The organism is Inquilinus sp. OTU3971 (assembly GCF_038440215.1).
Genome location: NZ_JASATH010000029.1, coordinates 39,608 through 56,061 on the forward strand (window position 1 = coordinate 39,608; position 16,454 = coordinate 56,061).

Annotated in this window: 17 protein-coding genes and 1 pseudogene; 13 read left to right on the forward strand and 5 right to left on the reverse strand. The window is 69.8% G+C overall.

All coding sequences use genetic code 11. The features are described 5' to 3' along the window. Positions 1-97: 97 nt before the first annotated feature. The 9 genes from AAHM41_RS10145 (at position 98) to AAHM41_RS10185 (ending at position 6,947) form a co-directional block, all read left to right on the forward strand. Positions 98-1,213 (forward strand): winged helix DNA-binding domain-containing protein, encoded by a 1,116-nt coding sequence (locus AAHM41_RS10145; protein ID WP_342236415.1) that lies wholly within the window; start codon positions 98-100, stop codon positions 1,211-1,213. 221 nt (positions 1,214-1,434) lie between these two features. Next, complete coding sequence (locus tag AAHM41_RS10150) at positions 1,435-2,298, forward strand: AraC family transcriptional regulator (RefSeq protein ID WP_342236416.1); 864 nt, start codon at positions 1,435-1,437, stop codon at positions 2,296-2,298. A gap of 88 nt (positions 2,299-2,386) precedes the next feature. Further along, positions 2,387-2,827 carry a VOC family protein gene (locus tag AAHM41_RS10155; protein ID WP_342236417.1) on the forward strand — a complete coding sequence of 147 codons (441 nt, stop codon included), beginning with the start codon at positions 2,387-2,389 and terminating at the stop codon, positions 2,825-2,827. A gap of 11 nt (positions 2,828-2,838) precedes the next feature. Next, the gene (locus tag AAHM41_RS10160; protein ID WP_342236418.1) at positions 2,839-3,852 is read left to right on the forward strand and encodes an ABC transporter substrate-binding protein; all 1,014 of its coding nucleotides are present in this window, start codon (positions 2,839-2,841) and stop codon (positions 3,850-3,852) included. Beyond that, on the forward strand, positions 3,849-4,670 hold the full coding sequence (locus AAHM41_RS10165; protein WP_342236419.1) for an ABC transporter ATP-binding protein: 822 nt from the start codon (positions 3,849-3,851) through the stop codon (positions 4,668-4,670). Before AAHM41_RS10160 ends, AAHM41_RS10165 begins: the two co-directional genes overlap by 4 nt. 181 nt (positions 4,671-4,851) lie before the next feature. Further along, the gene (locus AAHM41_RS10170) at positions 4,852-5,601 is read left to right on the forward strand and encodes an ABC transporter permease (protein WP_342236420.1); all 750 of its coding nucleotides are present in this window, start codon (positions 4,852-4,854) and stop codon (positions 5,599-5,601) included. Positions 5,602-5,699: 98 nt separating this feature from the next. Beyond that, complete coding sequence (locus AAHM41_RS10175; protein WP_342236421.1) at positions 5,700-6,119, forward strand: ArsR/SmtB family transcription factor; 420 nt, start codon at positions 5,700-5,702, stop codon at positions 6,117-6,119. Continuing rightward, the gene (locus AAHM41_RS10180) at positions 6,029-6,472 is read left to right on the forward strand and encodes an SRPBCC family protein (protein ID WP_342236422.1); all 444 of its coding nucleotides are present in this window, start codon (positions 6,029-6,031) and stop codon (positions 6,470-6,472) included. The genes AAHM41_RS10175 and AAHM41_RS10180 overlap by 91 nt, the downstream gene beginning before the upstream one ends. 10 nt (positions 6,473-6,482) lie before the next feature. Then, positions 6,483-6,947: an NUDIX domain-containing protein gene (locus tag AAHM41_RS10185; protein WP_342236423.1), complete on the forward strand. Its 465-nt coding sequence runs from the start codon at positions 6,483-6,485 to the stop codon at positions 6,945-6,947. Between the two features lie 82 nt (positions 6,948-7,029). Here the strand turns inward: AAHM41_RS10185 and AAHM41_RS10190 are convergent, their stop codons facing one another. Further along, complete coding sequence (locus tag AAHM41_RS10190; RefSeq protein WP_342236424.1) at positions 7,030-7,749, reverse strand: DUF2076 domain-containing protein; 720 nt, start codon at positions 7,747-7,749, stop codon at positions 7,030-7,032. 111 nt (positions 7,750-7,860) lie between these two features. After that, the gene (locus AAHM41_RS10195) at positions 7,861-9,108 is read right to left on the reverse strand and encodes a cytochrome-c peroxidase (protein ID WP_342236425.1); all 1,248 of its coding nucleotides are present in this window, start codon (positions 9,106-9,108) and stop codon (positions 7,861-7,863) included. A 163-nt stretch (positions 9,109-9,271) separates the two neighbouring features. Between AAHM41_RS10195 and AAHM41_RS10200 the strand changes: the two genes are divergently transcribed. The 3 genes and pseudogenes from AAHM41_RS10200 to AAHM41_RS10210 all read left to right on the forward strand — a co-directional run bounded on the left by AAHM41_RS10200 (position 9,272) and on the right by AAHM41_RS10210 (position 13,329). Continuing rightward, positions 9,272-10,837 carry an acid phosphatase gene (locus tag AAHM41_RS10200; protein WP_342236426.1) on the forward strand — a complete coding sequence of 522 codons (1,566 nt, stop codon included), beginning with the start codon at positions 9,272-9,274 and terminating at the stop codon, positions 10,835-10,837. 160 nt (positions 10,838-10,997) lie between these two features. After that, positions 10,998-12,356, forward strand: a pseudogene (locus tag AAHM41_RS10205) (DUF3300 domain-containing protein). 22 nt (positions 12,357-12,378) lie between these two features. Beyond that, complete coding sequence (locus AAHM41_RS10210; protein ID WP_342236427.1) at positions 12,379-13,329, forward strand: DUF2950 domain-containing protein; 951 nt, start codon at positions 12,379-12,381, stop codon at positions 13,327-13,329. A gap of 23 nt (positions 13,330-13,352) precedes the next feature. Here AAHM41_RS10210 and AAHM41_RS10215 read toward each other — a convergent pair whose 3' ends face one another. The 3 genes from AAHM41_RS10215 to AAHM41_RS10225 are packed head-to-tail and all read right to left on the reverse strand — an operon-like array spanning position 13,353 to position 15,629. Next, on the reverse strand, positions 13,353-14,138 hold the full coding sequence (locus AAHM41_RS10215; protein WP_342236428.1) for a transporter substrate-binding domain-containing protein: 786 nt from the start codon (positions 14,136-14,138) through the stop codon (positions 13,353-13,355). A gap of 25 nt (positions 14,139-14,163) precedes the next feature. Continuing rightward, positions 14,164-14,916 (reverse strand): amino acid ABC transporter ATP-binding protein, encoded by a 753-nt coding sequence (locus AAHM41_RS10220; protein ID WP_342236429.1) that lies wholly within the window; start codon positions 14,914-14,916, stop codon positions 14,164-14,166. Beyond that, positions 14,913-15,629, reverse strand: coding sequence for an amino acid ABC transporter permease (locus AAHM41_RS10225; RefSeq protein ID WP_342236430.1), 717 nt, complete (start codon positions 15,627-15,629; stop codon positions 14,913-14,915). Before AAHM41_RS10225 ends, AAHM41_RS10220 begins: the two co-directional genes overlap by 4 nt. Positions 15,630-16,025: 396 nt before the next feature. Between AAHM41_RS10225 and AAHM41_RS10230 the strand changes: the two genes are divergently transcribed. Next, entirely contained in the window at positions 16,026-16,298 is a 273-nt protein-coding gene (locus AAHM41_RS10230; RefSeq protein ID WP_138892077.1) for a helix-turn-helix domain-containing protein, read from the forward strand. The last annotated feature ends 156 nt before the right edge of the window (positions 16,299-16,454 follow it).

Here is a 16,454-nt window from a genome sequence, read left to right on the forward strand (position 1 = left end):
ATGCAAGCCCCGAGACGGATCGGGCCGGACGCCGCGCTTGTGTCCTGCCGCCGATCCGGGACAGGCTGGCCCCCGAATTCGTGGGATCGGGGGATGCATGGCGAAGGGGGATGCGGCGGTGCTGGACCGGCGCGGCCGCAACCGGGCGCTGCTGGCCCGGCAGGGGTTGCTGCAGCGCTGGAAGGTGACCGCGGCCGAGGCGATCGAGCGGCTGGTCGGGATGCAGTCGCAATCCCCCACCGCCCCTTATGTCGGGCTGTGGAGCCGGGTCGAGCGCTTCGGGCTGGAGGACTTGGCCGGGCTGATCCGCGACCGCAAGGCGGTGCGCATCGCCCTGATGCGGTCGACCATCCACCTCGTCACCGCCCGCGACTGCCGGGCGCTGCGCCCGGTGCTGCAGGCGCTGCAGGAACGGCTGCTGATGACCGGCACGCCCTACGGCAAGCAGCTCGCCGGGCTGGATCTGGAGGCGGTGGTGGCGGCCGGACGCCGCCTGCTGGTCGACCAGCCGCGCACGGTCGAGGAGATGGGCCGGCTGCTGCAGAAGCAGTGGCCGGACCGGGACGCCAAGTCCCTGTCCTACGCCATGCGCAACCTGGCGCCCCTGGTGCAGGTGCCACCGCGCGGGCTTTGGGGCATCGGCGGGCTGCCGCTGTGCACCACGGCCGAGGCCTGGCTGCGGCAGCCGCTGGGCACCGACACGGCGCCGGAGCCGATGCTGCTGCGCTACCTGGCCGCCTTCGGCCCGGCCAGCGTGCAGGACATGCAGACCTGGTCGGGGCTGACCCGGCTGCAAAGCGCGGTCGACGCGCTGCGGCCGAAGCTGGTGACTTTCAGCGACGAGAACGGCCGCGAGCTGTTCGACCTGCCCGACGCGGCGCGCCCCGGCCCGGACGTGCCGGCGCCGCCGCGCTTCCTGCCGGAATACGACAACCTGCTGCTGTCCCACGCCGAGCGCGAGCATGTCATTGCCGAGAGATATCGCCCGCTGGTCTATGGCAACTTCATGCCGCCGGTGCTGCTGGTGGACGGCCGTGTCCAAGGCCGCTGGAAGGCGACCCAGGCGCGCGGCGCCGCGGTGCTGCGGATCGAAGCCTTCGAGCCGCTGTCGAAGCGGGAGGCCGCGGCGGTGACCGAGGAGGGCGCGCGGCTGCTGGAACTCGTCGCCGAGGGCGCCAAGAGCCGCGAGGTGCGGATCGAGGCGGTGGCGTAGGGTCGGGCTTTGCACCCAACGCCGGAATGCCCAGGCGTCGGCGGCCTGCCGGTGCCGAATACCGCCGGCAGCTTGCGGCGAAATCCGGCTGAGCCGGCAGCGGGCGAGCCGATGGCCCTGCCCGCCCCGTCTGGCATGCTGCTTGCGTCGTTTCGGAGCAGGAACGGCATCGGGACATTGGCCGCGAGAGCTGCGGACCGGACAGGCAGGGAGAGCATGGGATGGACGGTCTCGACCCTTCGGTCTTCGCCATCAGCCGGCCGGCGCTGCACGACTACGCGGCGGCGGCGCGGCCGGACATCATGGTCGAATGCTACCGCAGCGACGCCGGGCGGATGGAGTCGCGCGGCGCGCTGCATCGCCTGTCGCTGAACCGCACAGGCCATGGGCGCTATGCCTTCCGGATCGGCGACGGCCCGACGCGGCGGGTGGCGCGGCCGCCCTGGACGCTGGGGGTGCAGCCGGCTGGGCTGCCGCTGTTCGTCGACGGCGACGGCGCGGACTACATCTCGATCTTCCAGCCGCCTGCGGCCTATCGCCGGATCGGCCGCGAGATCGGCCCGGCCGAGTTCGAGGATGGCGAGATGCTGGTCGCCGCCGACCCGGTCACCATCCATGTCGCCCTCGCGCTGGCCGAGCTGGCGCGGCGGCCGGAGGCGGCCGACCCGCTGCTGGCGGAGCAGCTGGGCCTGTCCTTCGCCGCTTGCACCCTGCGCCTGCTGTCGCACCGCCCGGCGCTGCGGCCGGAGCGGCCCGACGCGCTGTCGCCGGACCGGCTGCGCCGGGTGCTGGAGCATGTCGAGGACGCGCTGGAGGATGGCGATCTGAGCCTGGCCGAGCTGGCCGCCATCGCCCGGCTCAGCCCGTTCCATTTCAGCCGCGCCTTCAAGGCCGCGACCGGCCGGGCGCCGCATCAGTTCGTGCTGGCGCGGCGGGTCGAGCGGGCCAAGGCGCTGCTGGCGCGGTCCGACCTCGCGCTGGCCGAGATCGCCTACCGCGCCGGCTTCGCCAGCCAGGCGCATTTCTCCACCGCCTTCCGCCGCGCCACTGGCACCACCCCGGCGCGCTACCGGGCGGAGGGGTAGCAAGTTCCGGCAACGAAAGCGCAGGATTGCGAAAGAAGGGCGGCGGCCGGCGGCGCCATGATCGGGGCGAGACCGTCCGGAGACCGCCATGCCCTTCGCCCAGGCCCATCCGATCACCGACATCTGCTTCCTGGTCGAGGATGTCGAGCGGGCGGCCGCCTTCTACATCGACAAGCTGGGCTTCAAGCTGCGCCGCCGCGCGCCGGGCTTCGCCGATTTCAAGGGCGCCGGGCTGACCCTGGCGCTGTGGGAGATCGGCCACATCGCCGAGCATACCGGCGTGTCCGGCCGGCGCGCGCCGCCGCAGGTACACAAGGCCTGCGCCGCGGCCGAGCTGCCCTCGCCGGCGGCGGTGGATGCGGTCTATCTCGAGCTCAGCACGCTCGGCGTGCCGTTCACCCGCCCGCCCGCCGACTATGCGTGGAATGCGCGCTGCGCCTATTTCACCGACCCGGACGACAATCTGTGGGAGATCTATGCCTGGCTCGACGGCGGCCCGGTGGGCGACGTCGAAGGCCCGGCCGCTTGACGGAGGACAGCATGACCGCCTTCGACCGCCGCACCGTCCTGGCCGGCATCGCCGCCTTCGGCGCCGGCATCGCGCTCAAGATCCCGGAGGGCCGGGCCGAGGCCGCCAAGGTCGTGATCAAATACGACTGGCTGATCAGCAACGGCCAGTTCGGCGACGTGGTGGCGCTGAAGCAGGGCCTGTTCCAGGCCGAGGGGCTGGAGGTCGAGTTCTCGCCCGGCGGCCCGAACTCCGCCACCGTGCCGCCGGTCGTCACCGGCCAGGCGGCGCTGGGCCAGTTCTCCGATTCCGCGCAGCTGCTGCTGGCCCGCGGGTCCGGCGTGCCGGTGAAGATCATCGCCTGCGGCTACCGCTCCGGCCCCTTCGCCTTCTACTCCCTGCCCAAAGCGCCGATCCGCAGCGTCAAGGACATGATCGGCAAGCGCATCGGCATCCAGCCGACCGCCCGCTTCGTGCTGGACGCGATCCTGGCGCAGAACAAGATCGACCCGTCGGAGATGGACATCACCAATATCGGCTTCGACATGACGCCGCTGATGGCCGGCCAGGTCGACGCCGTCACCGGCTGGATCACCAACACCAAGGCGCTGTCGGTGATCGGGCCGGACCGGATCGACCTGATGATGAAGGACACCGGCCTGCCCTCCTACTCCAATGTCTATTTCGCCACCGACCAGGCGCTGGCGGAGAATGCCAAGGTGCTGGCCAAGTTCCTGCGCGCCGTGGCCAGGGGCTGGGCCTGGACCCATGCGCATCCGAAGGATGCGGTGGACCTGACCGTCGACGCCTATCCGCAGCTGGACCGCGAGACCGAGCAGGCGACCGTCGGGCTGGTGCTTAAGCTGAGCTTCGACGCCAATACCAAGGCGAAGGGCTGGGGCTGGTTCGACCCGGCGGCGATCGCCGAGCAGGTGCGGATCTATGACTCGATCGGCCAGTTCCAGGGCAGCGCGCCGAAGCCGGAGGAGTGCTGGTCGAGCGCGATCCTGGAGATGACCGAAGCCGACCGGCCGAAGCTGGGGTGACCGGACGGGTGGAGAGCACCGCGATCCGCTGCCGGGGCCTCGCCATCGGCTATCCGGCGACCGGGCCCGGCGCCGGCGCGGTGCCGGTGCCGGTGCCGGTGCTGGACGGTGTCGACCTCGACGTGCCGCAGGGCGGCTTCCTGACCATCCTCGGCCCGTCGGGCTGCGGCAAGTCGACCCTGCTGCGGGTGGTGGCCGACCTGCTGGCGCCGCTGGACGGTGAGATCGCGGTGCTGGGCGGCCCGCCGCACGCGGCCCGGGCGCGCCGCGACATCGGCTTCGTGTTCCAGGACCCGACCCTGCTGCCCTGGCGCAGCGTGCGCGCCAATATCGAGCTGCCGCTGCAGGTCGGCCGCGGCCGGGCCGCCCGCCCCGACGGGCTGGCGACCGACGACCTGCTGGCCCTGCTCGGCCTCGGCGGGCTGGCGGAACGGATGCCGGACCAGCTGTCGGGCGGCCAGCGCCAGCGCGTGGCGATCGCCCGCGCCCTGCTGTCCCGGCCGCGCATCCTCTTGATGGACGAGCCCTTCGGCGCGCTCGACGAGATCACCCGCGACCGGCTGAACGACGAGCTGCTGGCGCTGTGGCGGCGCACCGGCACCACCGTGGTCTTCGTCACACACAGCATCGCCGAGGCGGTGTATCTGGGCCAGCAGGTGCTGGTGCTGGCCGCCCATCCCGGCCGGGTGCTGGAGATCGTCGACCTGCGGCCGCTGAAGGATGCCGAGGGCCGCTGCGACCGCGACGCGCCGGAGGTCACAACCGTCGCCTCCCATCTGCGCCGGCTGCTGGCGGCGGGATCTGGAGGCGCGGCATGATGGTGGAACCGGCTCTGGCTTCGGGAACCCCCTCCCCCTGCCCCCCTCCCGCAGGGGGAGGGGGGACTTGCTTTTTCTCGTCTCAAGCAGCTCTCAGCAGCACCCCATTTTTGTCCCCCCTCCCCTCGCGGGAGGGGGCTAGGGGGAGGGGGCTTGCTCAGCAAGAGCCGGAACCCCGGACATGACCCGCCCCTCCGACATCCTGTGGCCGGCGCTGGGAGTGCTGTCGATCCTGCTGGTCTGGCAGTTCGTGGTGCCGGCGCTGGGCGTGCCGGCCTACATCGTGCCGACCCCGGCCGCGGTGTTCGGCAAGCTCTGGACCGACCGGGCGCTGCTGCTGGCCAATGCCTGGCCGACGGCGCTGGAGGCGGTGCTGGGCTTCCTGCTGGGCAATGCCGTCGCGGTCCTGCTGGCGATCCTGTTCACCTACAGCCGGCCGGTCCGCGCCGCCTATTTCCCGATCGTGCTGTTCCTCAACACCATCCCGGTGCTGGCCCTGGCGCCGATCTTCATCCTGATGTTCGGGCTGGGCCTGCTGCCGAAGATCGTGATCGCGGCGGTGATCTGCTTCTTCCCGACCCTGATCGCCATGGTGCGCGGCCTGACCCTGGCGACCCCGAATGAGCACGAGCTGATGCGGGTGCTGTCGGCCAGCGGCTGGGAGACCTTCTGGCGGCTGCGCGCGCCGCGGTCGCTGCCGATGCTGTTCACGACGCTGCGCATCGCCGCCACCGGCAGCGTCATCGGCGCCATCGTCGGCGAATGGATCGGGTCGAATGCCGGCCTGGGCGCGCTGATCATCCAGGCCACTTTCAACTACCAGGCCGACCGCCTGTTCGCCGCCGTCTTCGTCGCCGCGGCGATGGGGTTGGTCGCCTTCGGCGCGGTGGTGCTGGTCGAGCGGCTGGGCTTCCGGCGCTGGGTGCGGTAGGGCCGCCCGATCCCTAAACGTCTGGCATTCTGGACCCCACCCCCCATGTCGTCGCATATGGCTTGACAGCCTGCTCCCGCAAACGCAAAGTTCACTTGATGGTTAACTATCAAGAGCCCGCTCTCGACCGCACCTTCGCCGCCCTGGCCGACCCGACCCGCCGGGCGCTGATCGCCCGGCTGGGCGAGGAGCACGATGTCTCGGTCAGCGAGCTGGCCCGGCCCTTCACCATGTCGCTGCCGGCGGTGATGAAGCATCTCGACGTGCTGTCCGACGCCGGGCTGATCACGCGGACCAAGACCGGGCGCACCGTGACCTGCCGCCTGTCCGCGGCACCGATGGAGCAGGCGATGGACTGGCTGGCCCGCTACCAGCGCTTCTGGTCCGAACAGCTCGACCGCCTGGCCGCCTTCGTCGAGGAGGACTCGTGCTCACCAAGCCCAGCCTCAGCATCCGGCGCCGCCTCGCCGCCCCTCCCGCCAAGGTCTACGGGGCCTGGATCGAGCCGGAAAAAATGATGCGCTGGTTCGGGCCGGCGGGCGCCGAGACCATCAGCGCCGAGGCCGACCCGCGCACCGGCGGCCGCTATCACGTCGCCTTCTCCACCCCGGACGGCGAGCGCCATGACGTCGCCGGCGTGTACAAGGAGGTGATGCCGAACGAGAAGCTGGTGTTCAGCTGGGCCTGGCGGACCATGCCGGAGCGGGAGTCGCAGGTGACGCTGACCTTCCGGCCGGACGGGGACGGCACCGTGCTGATCCTGACCCATGAGCAGTTCTTCGACGAGCCGGCCCGCGACCGCCACCATGAGGGCTGGAGCGGCTGCCTCGACCGGCTGGAGCGCTATCTTCTCGAGGAAGCCGTCGCCTGAGAGAGGTGCCATGCCCGCCGAGAGTGTCGGAATCCTGATGTACAAGCGCGTGGACGGACAGAGGTTCGTCCTGCTGGTGCATCCGGGCGGGCCGTTCTGGCGCGGCAAGGACCTGGGCGCCTGGTCGATCCCGAAGGGCGAGCCGGAGCCCGGCGAGGACTTCGAGGCCACGGCAAGGCGCGAATTCGCCGAGGAACTGGGCACGGCGCCCGAGGGGCCGCTGCTGCCGCTCGGCCGGATCCGCCAGCGCGGCGGCAAGGCGGTCACCGCCTTCGCCGTCACCGGCGACCTCGACGTCAGCGGGATCCGCAGCAGCGAGTTCCAGCTGGAATGGCCGCCGAAGAGCGGCCGGATCCAGTCCTTCCCGGAGGTCGACCGGGCCGAATGGTTCGACCTGCCGACCGCCCGCCACAAGATCCTGGAAGGCCAGCGCCCCCTGCTGGATCGGCTTGAGGAGATCCTGGCCGAGGCGTAGGTTGGGTTCGCCCTGGCGAACCCAACATCCATCCGGCATCTCACTGTTGGGTTCGCTTTCGCGAACCCAATCTACGCTGCGCTCAGACGCCCACCGTGTCGTCGCCGCCACCGCCGAAATCGTCGCCGCCGAAATCCTGGCTGCCGTCGTCCTGATAGTCGGCGTCCTGGACACCCTGGTCGTCCGCAGGCACGGCGTCGGCGTCGCGCAGGTCGGGGTTGTCGGCGCCGGGGGCGGCGTCACCGTAGTAGTTGTTGACCACCGTCTCGGTCAGGCCGGGGGCCGCGCCGCCGAAGCCGCCGAGCCCGCCATGGCCCATCCCGAACAGGGATTCGATGCCCTGGAACAGCAGCGCGCCGCCGGCGACACCAGCCGCGGTGGCAGCGGCGCTGCGCAGGAAGGACGGGCCGGAGGACTGGGCAAAGGGCCCGCCGCCGCCCCAGGGGCCAGGCTGAGCCTGGGCATAGTTCGGCGGTGCCTGGGTATAGGCTTGCGGCTGCGGCTGCGGCGCCGGCTGCGGGCGCGAGGGCGCGGCGCTGCCGAAGATGGCGCCGAGGAAGCTGCCGCCGCCGGCGCTGCGCTGCGGCTGGGCCTGGCGCTCCAGCTCGGCGATCCGGGACTGGGCCTGGTGCAGGGCGTAGTCCTGGATCAGCACCGTCTGGGCCAGCAGATAGGGCGCGTCGGGCAGGTCGCGGACCAGGTCCCGGATCATCGCCACGGCCTCCTCGTCCTTTTCGGCCGGCGGGGCCTGCTTGAGCCGGGCGACCAGGTTGGTCAGCAGCTCGCGTTCCTGGGGTGTCATCGCAACTCTCCGGTCGGGCCCGCTGCCGCGGGCATCCCCCCTTCCGCCGCTGATATGGGCGCAGTCCGAAGCGAAGCAATCGACCGCGCGGCGGAGTGTCGCGCTCTCCGCTCAGGAATGCGGCTGATAGCCGTCGGTCAGGGTCTTCAGGAAGGCGACAACGTCGTCGATCTCGGCATCGGTCAGGGCCGGCGCGTCGCCGAGATGCCGGTCGAAGGGCGGGTCGCGGTTGATGTTCGCCCAATACTGCGGCGGCAGGTCGTCGTAAAGCCGCACGCTGCCGTCCGGGTTGCGCGGATACCAGCGGCCGGGATCGGTCTCCCGGGTCACATAGAACGCCACGGCGTCGCGCAGGCTGTGGAACACGCCGTTGTGGAAGAAGGTCTGGCGCAGCGCCACGTTGCGCAGGCTGGGGGTGCGGAACAGGCCGCAATATTCCGGATGATCCTTCAGGTCGGTGCGCTGCGGCCCGCAGACGCCGAGATCGACATAGGCCGGGTCGGCATTGGCCGGGATCTGCATGTTCCGGGGCAAGGCGATGGCGATCTGGCCGTAGTCGCTGAACTGCGGCGGGGTGCCGTCATTGCCGCGCTGGCTGATATGGCATTCGGCGCAGTTGCCCTTGGCCGGGTCGTTGAACAGGTCGAGGCCGCGTGCCTCCTGCGGCGTCAGCGTCGCCTGCCCGGCCAGCCAAGCGTCGTATTTGCTGGTGTAGGGGTAGAAGCTGGCGGCGTCCTGCTCATAGACCTCGAAGGCCTTGAGGATGCCGGCATACACCGCCTTGCGGTCCTGCAGCACGTCGTCGCCGTAGATCCGGCGCAGCGCGCCGCCATAGCCGGCGGCGAGCGCCTTGGTGACGACCTCGTCGGGGCCGGCACTGCCCATCTCGAAATCGGAGAGCAGCGGGATCGCCGCCTGGTCGGCGCCGCGGTCGACCCGCCCGTCCCAGGTGAGGCCGCCGGTCGGGCCGTTGTCGACGCTCTCGTCCGAATCATCCTCCGAGTCGAAGAAATGCTCGGTGAAGGGCGGCACGGCCTGGAGATAGGTCAGCGACGGCACCGCCCGGACTCCGGGCTTGCCCATGTCGGCCCCGCCCATCTGCACCGACAGTGCGTTCGGCGGGCCGAAGCCCTGCCGCGGGTCGTGGCAGGAACTGCAGGAGAGCTTGCCCGAGGCCGAGAGCGACGGGTCGACGAACATGGCGCGGCCCAGCGCGGTCAGCGCCTCCGCCTGGCGGCGCACCTCGGCCCGCGGTAGGCCGCCCTCCGGGTGAGAGCCGGCGGTGGCGGCGGAGACGGTCAGAACCATCGCGGCCAGACCGCCCCCCATCGCCCACCAGCGACCCGTTCGCAACGCCATTCCGGCCACCCGTGATCTGCGTGACGCGACGCCGGACCCGGCCCGCAGCCCCTCTCTATGCCGAAAAAATTTCACTTGAGCGACAGCCCGCTTCGCGCGAGTGCTGGCGCGCGGAAGGGGAACAAGCCACCGGGCATTGCACCGGGAGCCAGAGAGAAGCCGCATGCACAAACTGATCGCCACCGCCCTCGCGGCCGGCGCCGCCGGGCTGATCGCGCCGCCATTGCTGGCCGCGGATGCGCCGGGCAGCGCCGACACCGCCCGGACCAAGGCGCTGCGCGCCATCGACACGGTCGTCGTGATCTATGCCGAGAACCGCAGCTTCGACAACCTGTACGGCGCCTTCCCGGGCGCCGACGGGCTGGCGAACGCCTCGGACACCGCGAAGACCCAGCTCGACCGCGACGGCACGCCCTTGAAGGAGCTGCCGCCGGTCTGGGGCGGTCTGACCGCCAAGGGCGTGACCCCGCCGGTGACCCAGGCCCAGACCGAGCATCTGCCCAACGCCCCCTTCGCCATGGACGACCCGCAGGGCCTCAATGTCTCGCTCGGCACCATCACCCACGATCTGTGGCACCGCTTCTATCAGAACCAGATGCAGATCGATGGTGGCAGGAACGACAAGTTCGTCGCCTGGGCCGATGCCGGGGCCGAGGTGATGGGCCATCTCGACGGCTCGAAGATGGCGATGTGGACGATCGCCCAGCAGTACACGCTGGCCGACCACTTCTTCATGGGCGCCTTCGGCGGCTCGTTCATGAACCACATCTGGCTGGCCTGTGCCTGCGTCGCCCGCTACCCGGACGCCGACACAGCCGCGGCCAAGCCCTCGATCGCGGTGGTCGATCCGGACGGCGTCAGCCTGACCCTGGCGTCGAACTCGCCGAAATCGGCGATGGACGGCATCCCGAAATTCGTGGCCGACGGCAACCTGACGCCTGACTTCTTCGCCGTGAACACGATGCAGCCGCCCTACCAGCCGAGCGCCAACCAGCCGGCCGAAGGCGGCGACCCGGCCCTGGCCGACCCGATGGCGCCGACCACGCTGCCGCCGCAGACCGAGATCACCATCGGCGACCTCTTGAGCGCCAAGCGGATCAGCTGGGCTTGGTATTCCGGCGCCTGGCAGTCTGTGCTGGACCACGGTAACCAGACTCCGGTCCCGGCCTTCCAGTATCACCACCAGCCGTTCAACTACTTCGCCAATTTCGCGCCCGGCACCGCGGCCCGGCAGGAGCATTTGCGCGACGGCGGGCTGGACGGGGCCGAGCTGGTCAAGGCGATCGATTCCGGCACGCTGCCGCAGGTCACCTTCTACAAGCCGCAGGGCAACCTGAACGAGCATGCCGGCTACGCCGACATCGCCTCGGGCGACGCGCATCTCGCCATGCTGATCGACCATCTGCAGAAGAGCCCGCAATGGCCGCACATGCTGGTGGTCGTGACCTATGACGAGAATGGCGGCTTCTGGGACCATGTGGCGCCGCCGAAGGGCGACCGCTGGGGGCCGGGCAACCGGATCCCGGCGATCATCGTCTCGCCCTTCGCGAAGAAGGGCTTCGTCGACCACACGCCCTACGACACGACCTCGATCCTGCGCTTCATCACCCACCGCTTTGCCCTGCCCGAACTGCCGGGCATCGCCGCGCGGGATGCTGGGATCGCCGCAAACGGCAACCCGCCGCTGGGCGACCTGACCGCGGCGCTGGATCTGCCCGCGGCGCAGTAAGGCCGGATCACGGGGCCGCTTCTCCGCTCTGCGGGTGGCGGCCCCGACTGACCCGCACGTCCCGCTGTAAAATTACCCCGATAGCGAATAAGTTTGCCCCACGGCCTCTCATGGCCGCCTAAAAACACGCTTTATTTGGACTGCCTTCGAGGAGTCCGAAATGTGGTTTGAGCTGCATCCTTCGCTTGTCCCTGCCCTCGCCATTCTGGCGAGCCTGTCCTTCGCTCCCCGCCCCGCCGAAGCGCAGACGGTGGCCCCCACCCCGATCGCAGCCCAGGCGGCGCCGGATCTTCGCGTGCTGGTGGCCCGCATCGCGCTTTATCCCGACGACGTGCTGTCGCTGGTGCTGCCGGCCTCGACCGCCGCGCTCGATGTGGTGGAGGCAACGCGCTATCTCGACAAGCACCAGACGGACCAGTCCCTCACCCCCGACCCGGATTAGGATCCTTCGGTTCTCGCCCTCCTCAACTATCCGGAGGCGCTGCGGCTGATGGATTCGGACCTCGACTGGACCAACCAGCTCGGCCAGGCCGTCACCGACGACATGGACGGCGTGCTCGACGCCATTCAGGCCATCCGTTCCGAGGCGGCGGATGCGGGCTACCTGGCCACCAACGACAAGGTCGCGGTCACCCGCGAGCCGGGTCAGCCGGTCGCCATCCGCAGCACCGATCCGGACATCGCCTATGTCCCGGCCTATGAGTCGACGACCGTGGTGAACCAGGCCTACGCCTCGGCCCCGCCGCTCGCCTATGCCACCCCCTATCTCAGCTACCAGTCGCCCGCGGCGCCCTTCTTCTCGGGGCTGCTGTTCGGCACCGCGATCGGCTACGGCCTGGACTGGGACGACGACGACATCGACATCGACGTCCATGACGTCGACTGGGACGACATCGACTGGGACCGTGTCGACTGGGACGATGTCGGCCGCCTGCGCCCGGACATCAATGTCGACGGCGATGTCAACTTCAACAACTTCGTCAACAACGGCATCCTCAAAAACACCGACCGCACCGCGCTGCAGTCACGGATCGACACCAACCGGCAGAGCTTCCAGGCCGTCCACGGCCGGCTCGGAGACGGGGTGCAGCGCCAGTGGCAGCCGCGGGAGCGCCCCGCCGGCGGGCTGCGGCAGGCCGGAAACCGCCAGCCGGGCCAGGGCCTGGCCCCGTCGCGGCAGGCCGCGGCGGAAGGGCTGCGCCAGCGCGAAGGGGGCCGCCAGCGGGTCGGGGATGCCCAGCCCCGCCGCGGCAACGCGTTCGGCGGCGTCCAGCCGCGGCGCGAGACCGGCCGCGCCACGAGCCGCGGCCGCGAGAGCCTCGACCTGCCGCGCCGGTCCGCCTCGGTTCCGGATCGGCAGCGCCCGGCCGTGACGCGCGACCGTCCCGCCCGCAGCCAGATCGGGCCACAGAGATCGCGCCAGGCCCCGGCCGTCCGGCAGGGAGGCGGCGGGCGCCCGTTCGGCGGCGTGTCCAGCGGCAACCGCAGCCGCGGCGGAGGCCGCCCGCACCGCCGATGAGTCCGCAACCCGGAGCACAGCCATGCCGAGACCGACGAAGCATTCCTGGAGCGGGCTTCTCTGCTGCGCAGCCCTCGCCGCTGTGCTGCTCCCGATGCCGGCGGGGCCTGTCGCGGCCCAGGAGGCGGATGGACCGCAGCTCTTCGACACGCCGGAGGCGGCGCGTCAGGCGTTGGTCCAGGCCCTGGAGGCGAGGGATATCGACGCCCTGCTGCACATCCTGGGCACGCGCTACCGCGACGACCTGATCCCCGATGACGAAGCTGACTTCAAGGATGGTCTGGACGATGTGGTCGCGGCCGCCAAGGCGGGCGTGACGCTGGAGGGCGACGGCGACCAGCGGACGATCGTGATGGGGTCGGCCGGCTGGATCTTCCCCATCCCGATCACCCGGGCGGAGGGGGCGTGGCGCTTCGACACCGAGGACGGCCTCGATGAGATCCTGGCCCGGCGCATCGGCGGCAACGAGCTGTCTGCGATCACGGTGATGCGCGCCTACGGGCCGGCACAGCTGGCCTATGCGACCAAGGACCGCGACGGCGACGCTGTGCTGGAATACGCCCAAAGGCTGGTCAGTTCACCCGGCCTGCAGGATGGCCTGTACTGGCCGGATTCGGCCGGGACCGATCCAAGCCCGATCGGCCCGCTGGTGTCCGAGGACCAGAGCTATTTCGAGAGCCGCCGGCCCGGCAATCCCTATCACGGTTATTATTTCCGCATCCTGACCCGGCAGGAGGCTGGCGTGCCCGGTGGCCGCTACGACTATGTCATCAACGGCAACATGATCGCCGGCTTCGCGCTGATCGCGGTTCCGGCCGAGTATGGCGAGACGGGCCGCATGACATTCGTGGTCAGCCATCACGGGCCGATCCTGGAGAAGGATCTCGGCGACCGGACCGAGGTGCTGGCCGCCGCGATCCAGTCCTTCCCCGCCGACGAGGGCTGGGACGAGGTGACGCCGGACTCGCCGTAGAGGATCGAGGGGGAGCGCCCCGGTCAGTCCTGGGTGTAGTCCTGGCCGAACCATTGCTGCGACAGCTTCGCCAGCGAGCCGTCGGCCTTCAGTGCGGTCAGGGCGGTGTCGACCTTGGCTTTCAGCGCCTCGCCCTTGGCGTCCTTGCGGAACACGAAGTAGGACGGGACCTTGGTCAGGAGGTCGCCGGTGGCCTCGACCGGCAGGCCCAGCTTCTCGGCGTGGTCCCTGGCCACGATCGGGTCGTTGACATGGGCGTCGATCCGGCCCTCGGCGATGTCCAGCAGCACCGGCGTGACGTTGCCGTCGTAGTAGCGAATCTCGAACGCGCCCGGATGGGCGGCCAGATAGTCCTCGACCAGCTTGGTGTGCTCGCTGCCCGTGCCGGCGCCGACCACCTTGCCCTTCAGGTCGTCCAGGCTGTGGATGCCGGTGACGCCCTTCTTGACGATGATGGCCGAGCCGCTGTGGAAGTAGGCGACGTCGGAAAACAGGAACTTGGCCTCGCGCTCCGGCGTCTTCGAGATCTCGTTGGCGACGACGTCGTATTTGCCGGCCTCGAGGCCCAGGAACATGCTGTCCCAGGGCTGCGGCACGAACTCGAATTTGAGATCCGGCACCTTGGTCTCGACCAGGCGCAGCACCTCGACGTCGTAACCGGTCAGCTTGCCGCTGTCGTCCTGGTAGGTGAAGGGCGCGTAGGTGCCCTCGGTCCCCACCCGCACCGTCTCCTGCGCGACCGCCGGGGCCGCCGCCAGGGCCAGGGCAACCAGGGCCGCCGCGGCGCCCTTGGCCAGACTATGACGCATCGTTCTCTCCATGATTGGGCGCCCCTCAGATGTCGAAGCTGAAGGACCGCAGGTAGTTCTTGAGGAAGTCCCGCGTGCGCTGCTGCTGCGGGTTGCCGAACAGCGATTTCGGGTCGCCCTGCTCGATCACGCGGCCGCCGTCGATGAACAGCACCTGGCTCGAGATCTCGCGGGCGAAGCCCATCTCGTGGGTGACGATGATCATCGGGATGCCCTGCCCCGCCGCCTTGCGGATCGCCTCCAGCACCTCGCCGGTGTGCTCGGGGTCGAGCGCGCTGGTCGGCTCGTCGAACAGGATCAGCTCCGGCGCCATCGCCAAGGTGCGGGCGATCGCCACGCGCTGCTGCTGGCCGCCGGACAGCGAGGACGGATAGGCATCCGCCTTGTCGGCCAGCCCCATCAAAGCGAGGTGATGCTCGGCGATCTCCCGCGCCTCGCGCCGCTTCAGGCGCTTCACCACCAGCAGGCCCTCGAGAATGTTCTCGATCGCCGTCTTGTGGCGGAACAGGTTGTAGGTCTGGAACACCATGCCGATGCGCATGCGCAGCGACTGCAGCCGGCGCCGGTCCAGCCGCGGCAGGTCGTAGCGGTCGCCGGCGATGTCGATGGTGCCGTCATCCGGCGTCTCCAGCCGGTTCAGGCAGCGCAGGAAAGTCGACTTGCCCGAGCCGGAGGGGCCGAGGATCGAGACGATGCCGCCGCGGTCGACATCGAGGCCGATGCCGTCGACCACGATCTGGCCCTTGAAGGATTTGCGGACGTCGCGGATCGAGATCATGTCGCGATATCCCGGCGGCCGCGCGTCAGGTATGCCTCCCAGCGCCGCATCGCCACCTCGACCAGGATGCAGATCACCCAGTAGATCACCGCCACCGCCAGATAGAGCTCGAAGAAGCGCAGCGACCGACCGCCGATGATCTTGGCCGCGGCCATGATGTCGACCACCGCGATCAGGAAGGCCAGCGAGGTGTCCTTGATCAGGCTGATGAAGCTGTTGCCCAGGTTGGGCAGCGCCACGGCCAGCGCCTGGGGCAGGATGATGCGGCGCATCGCCTGGAACGGCGACATGCCGATCGAATAGGCGGCTTCGGCCTGGCCGCGGTCGATCGACAGCAGGGCCGAGCGGATCGCCTCCGACAGGTACGCGCCGACATTGACGGCGCAGCTGAAGATGACGAAGACCAGCGCCGGCACCCGGTTGGCGTCGATATCGGTGCCGATCTGGGCGTTCAGGTACTGCAGCAGCTTCGGGATGCCGTAATAGGCGAGGTAGATCTGCACCAGGAGCGGCGTGCCGCGGATGAAAGAGATGTAGAGCGTTGCCAGCTGTCGCAGTACCGGGATGCGGTAGATCCGGATCAGCGCCGCGCCGGTGCCGATCACCAGGCCGAAGGCCATGGCGCTGAAGGCGATCAGCAGCGTCACCGGCAGGTAGGGCAGGATCAGCGGGAAGGCCGACAGGAAATAGTCGAAGTCGAAGATCGAGGTCATGCGACCCCCGCGCGGAAATTCCCGCACGCTCCATCGGCGAGGCGGATGGCCAGGAAGGATGTGGCGTACATGGGAAGCGTCAACCTGCTGTTCGGGCCGAATGCCCGGTCCCGGAGTGGGATCGGCGCGGCGAGCGCGAGAGATGGCGAGCCGCCGCCGAATGCGCAAATGCGAAACGTGCATATATAATTTTCACAAACTAATATGCTGTTTATCGGTGTCACTCGCTCCGGCTCTTCCCTCGGCCGGGGAAGCATGATCGGATGGCGCCCCGCCGCCGGCAGCCGAAGGACCCGATGCAATGCAGACATCAGAATACCGGTATGAGACATTCATAATGGTGCACTAGGCATCATTTCTGCTGTCTTATACCTTAAATATGCCAGAGGAAGCTGCATGATCACTGCCGCCCAGATGCGCGCCGCCCGCGCCCTGCTCGGCATCGACCAGCGGCAGCTCGCCGAGCTGTCCGGGGTGTCGCTGCCGACGATCCAGCGCATGGAGGCCAGCGAGGGCAACGTCCGCGGCGTGGTCGACACGCTGACCAAGGTGGTCGAGGCCTTCGACCGGGCCGGTGTCGAGCTGATCGGCGATCATGCGGTGAGCCGCGAAGGCGGCCGCGGGGTGCGGTTCAAGACCCCACGGGTGCCGGAGGGCCGAGCCGGCTGACGGTTCGGCGACGGCGACCGCCGGCCGACGCGCTGGAGGCCGCCCGCAAGCGGCGAGGCGGCGCCATCGTGATCACGGCACGGCCGGCTCCCCCTCACCCTCCCGCCGCCTTCGGCGTCGGGGGGCGACACCGGCCCATTCGCTTGCGAGGGGACA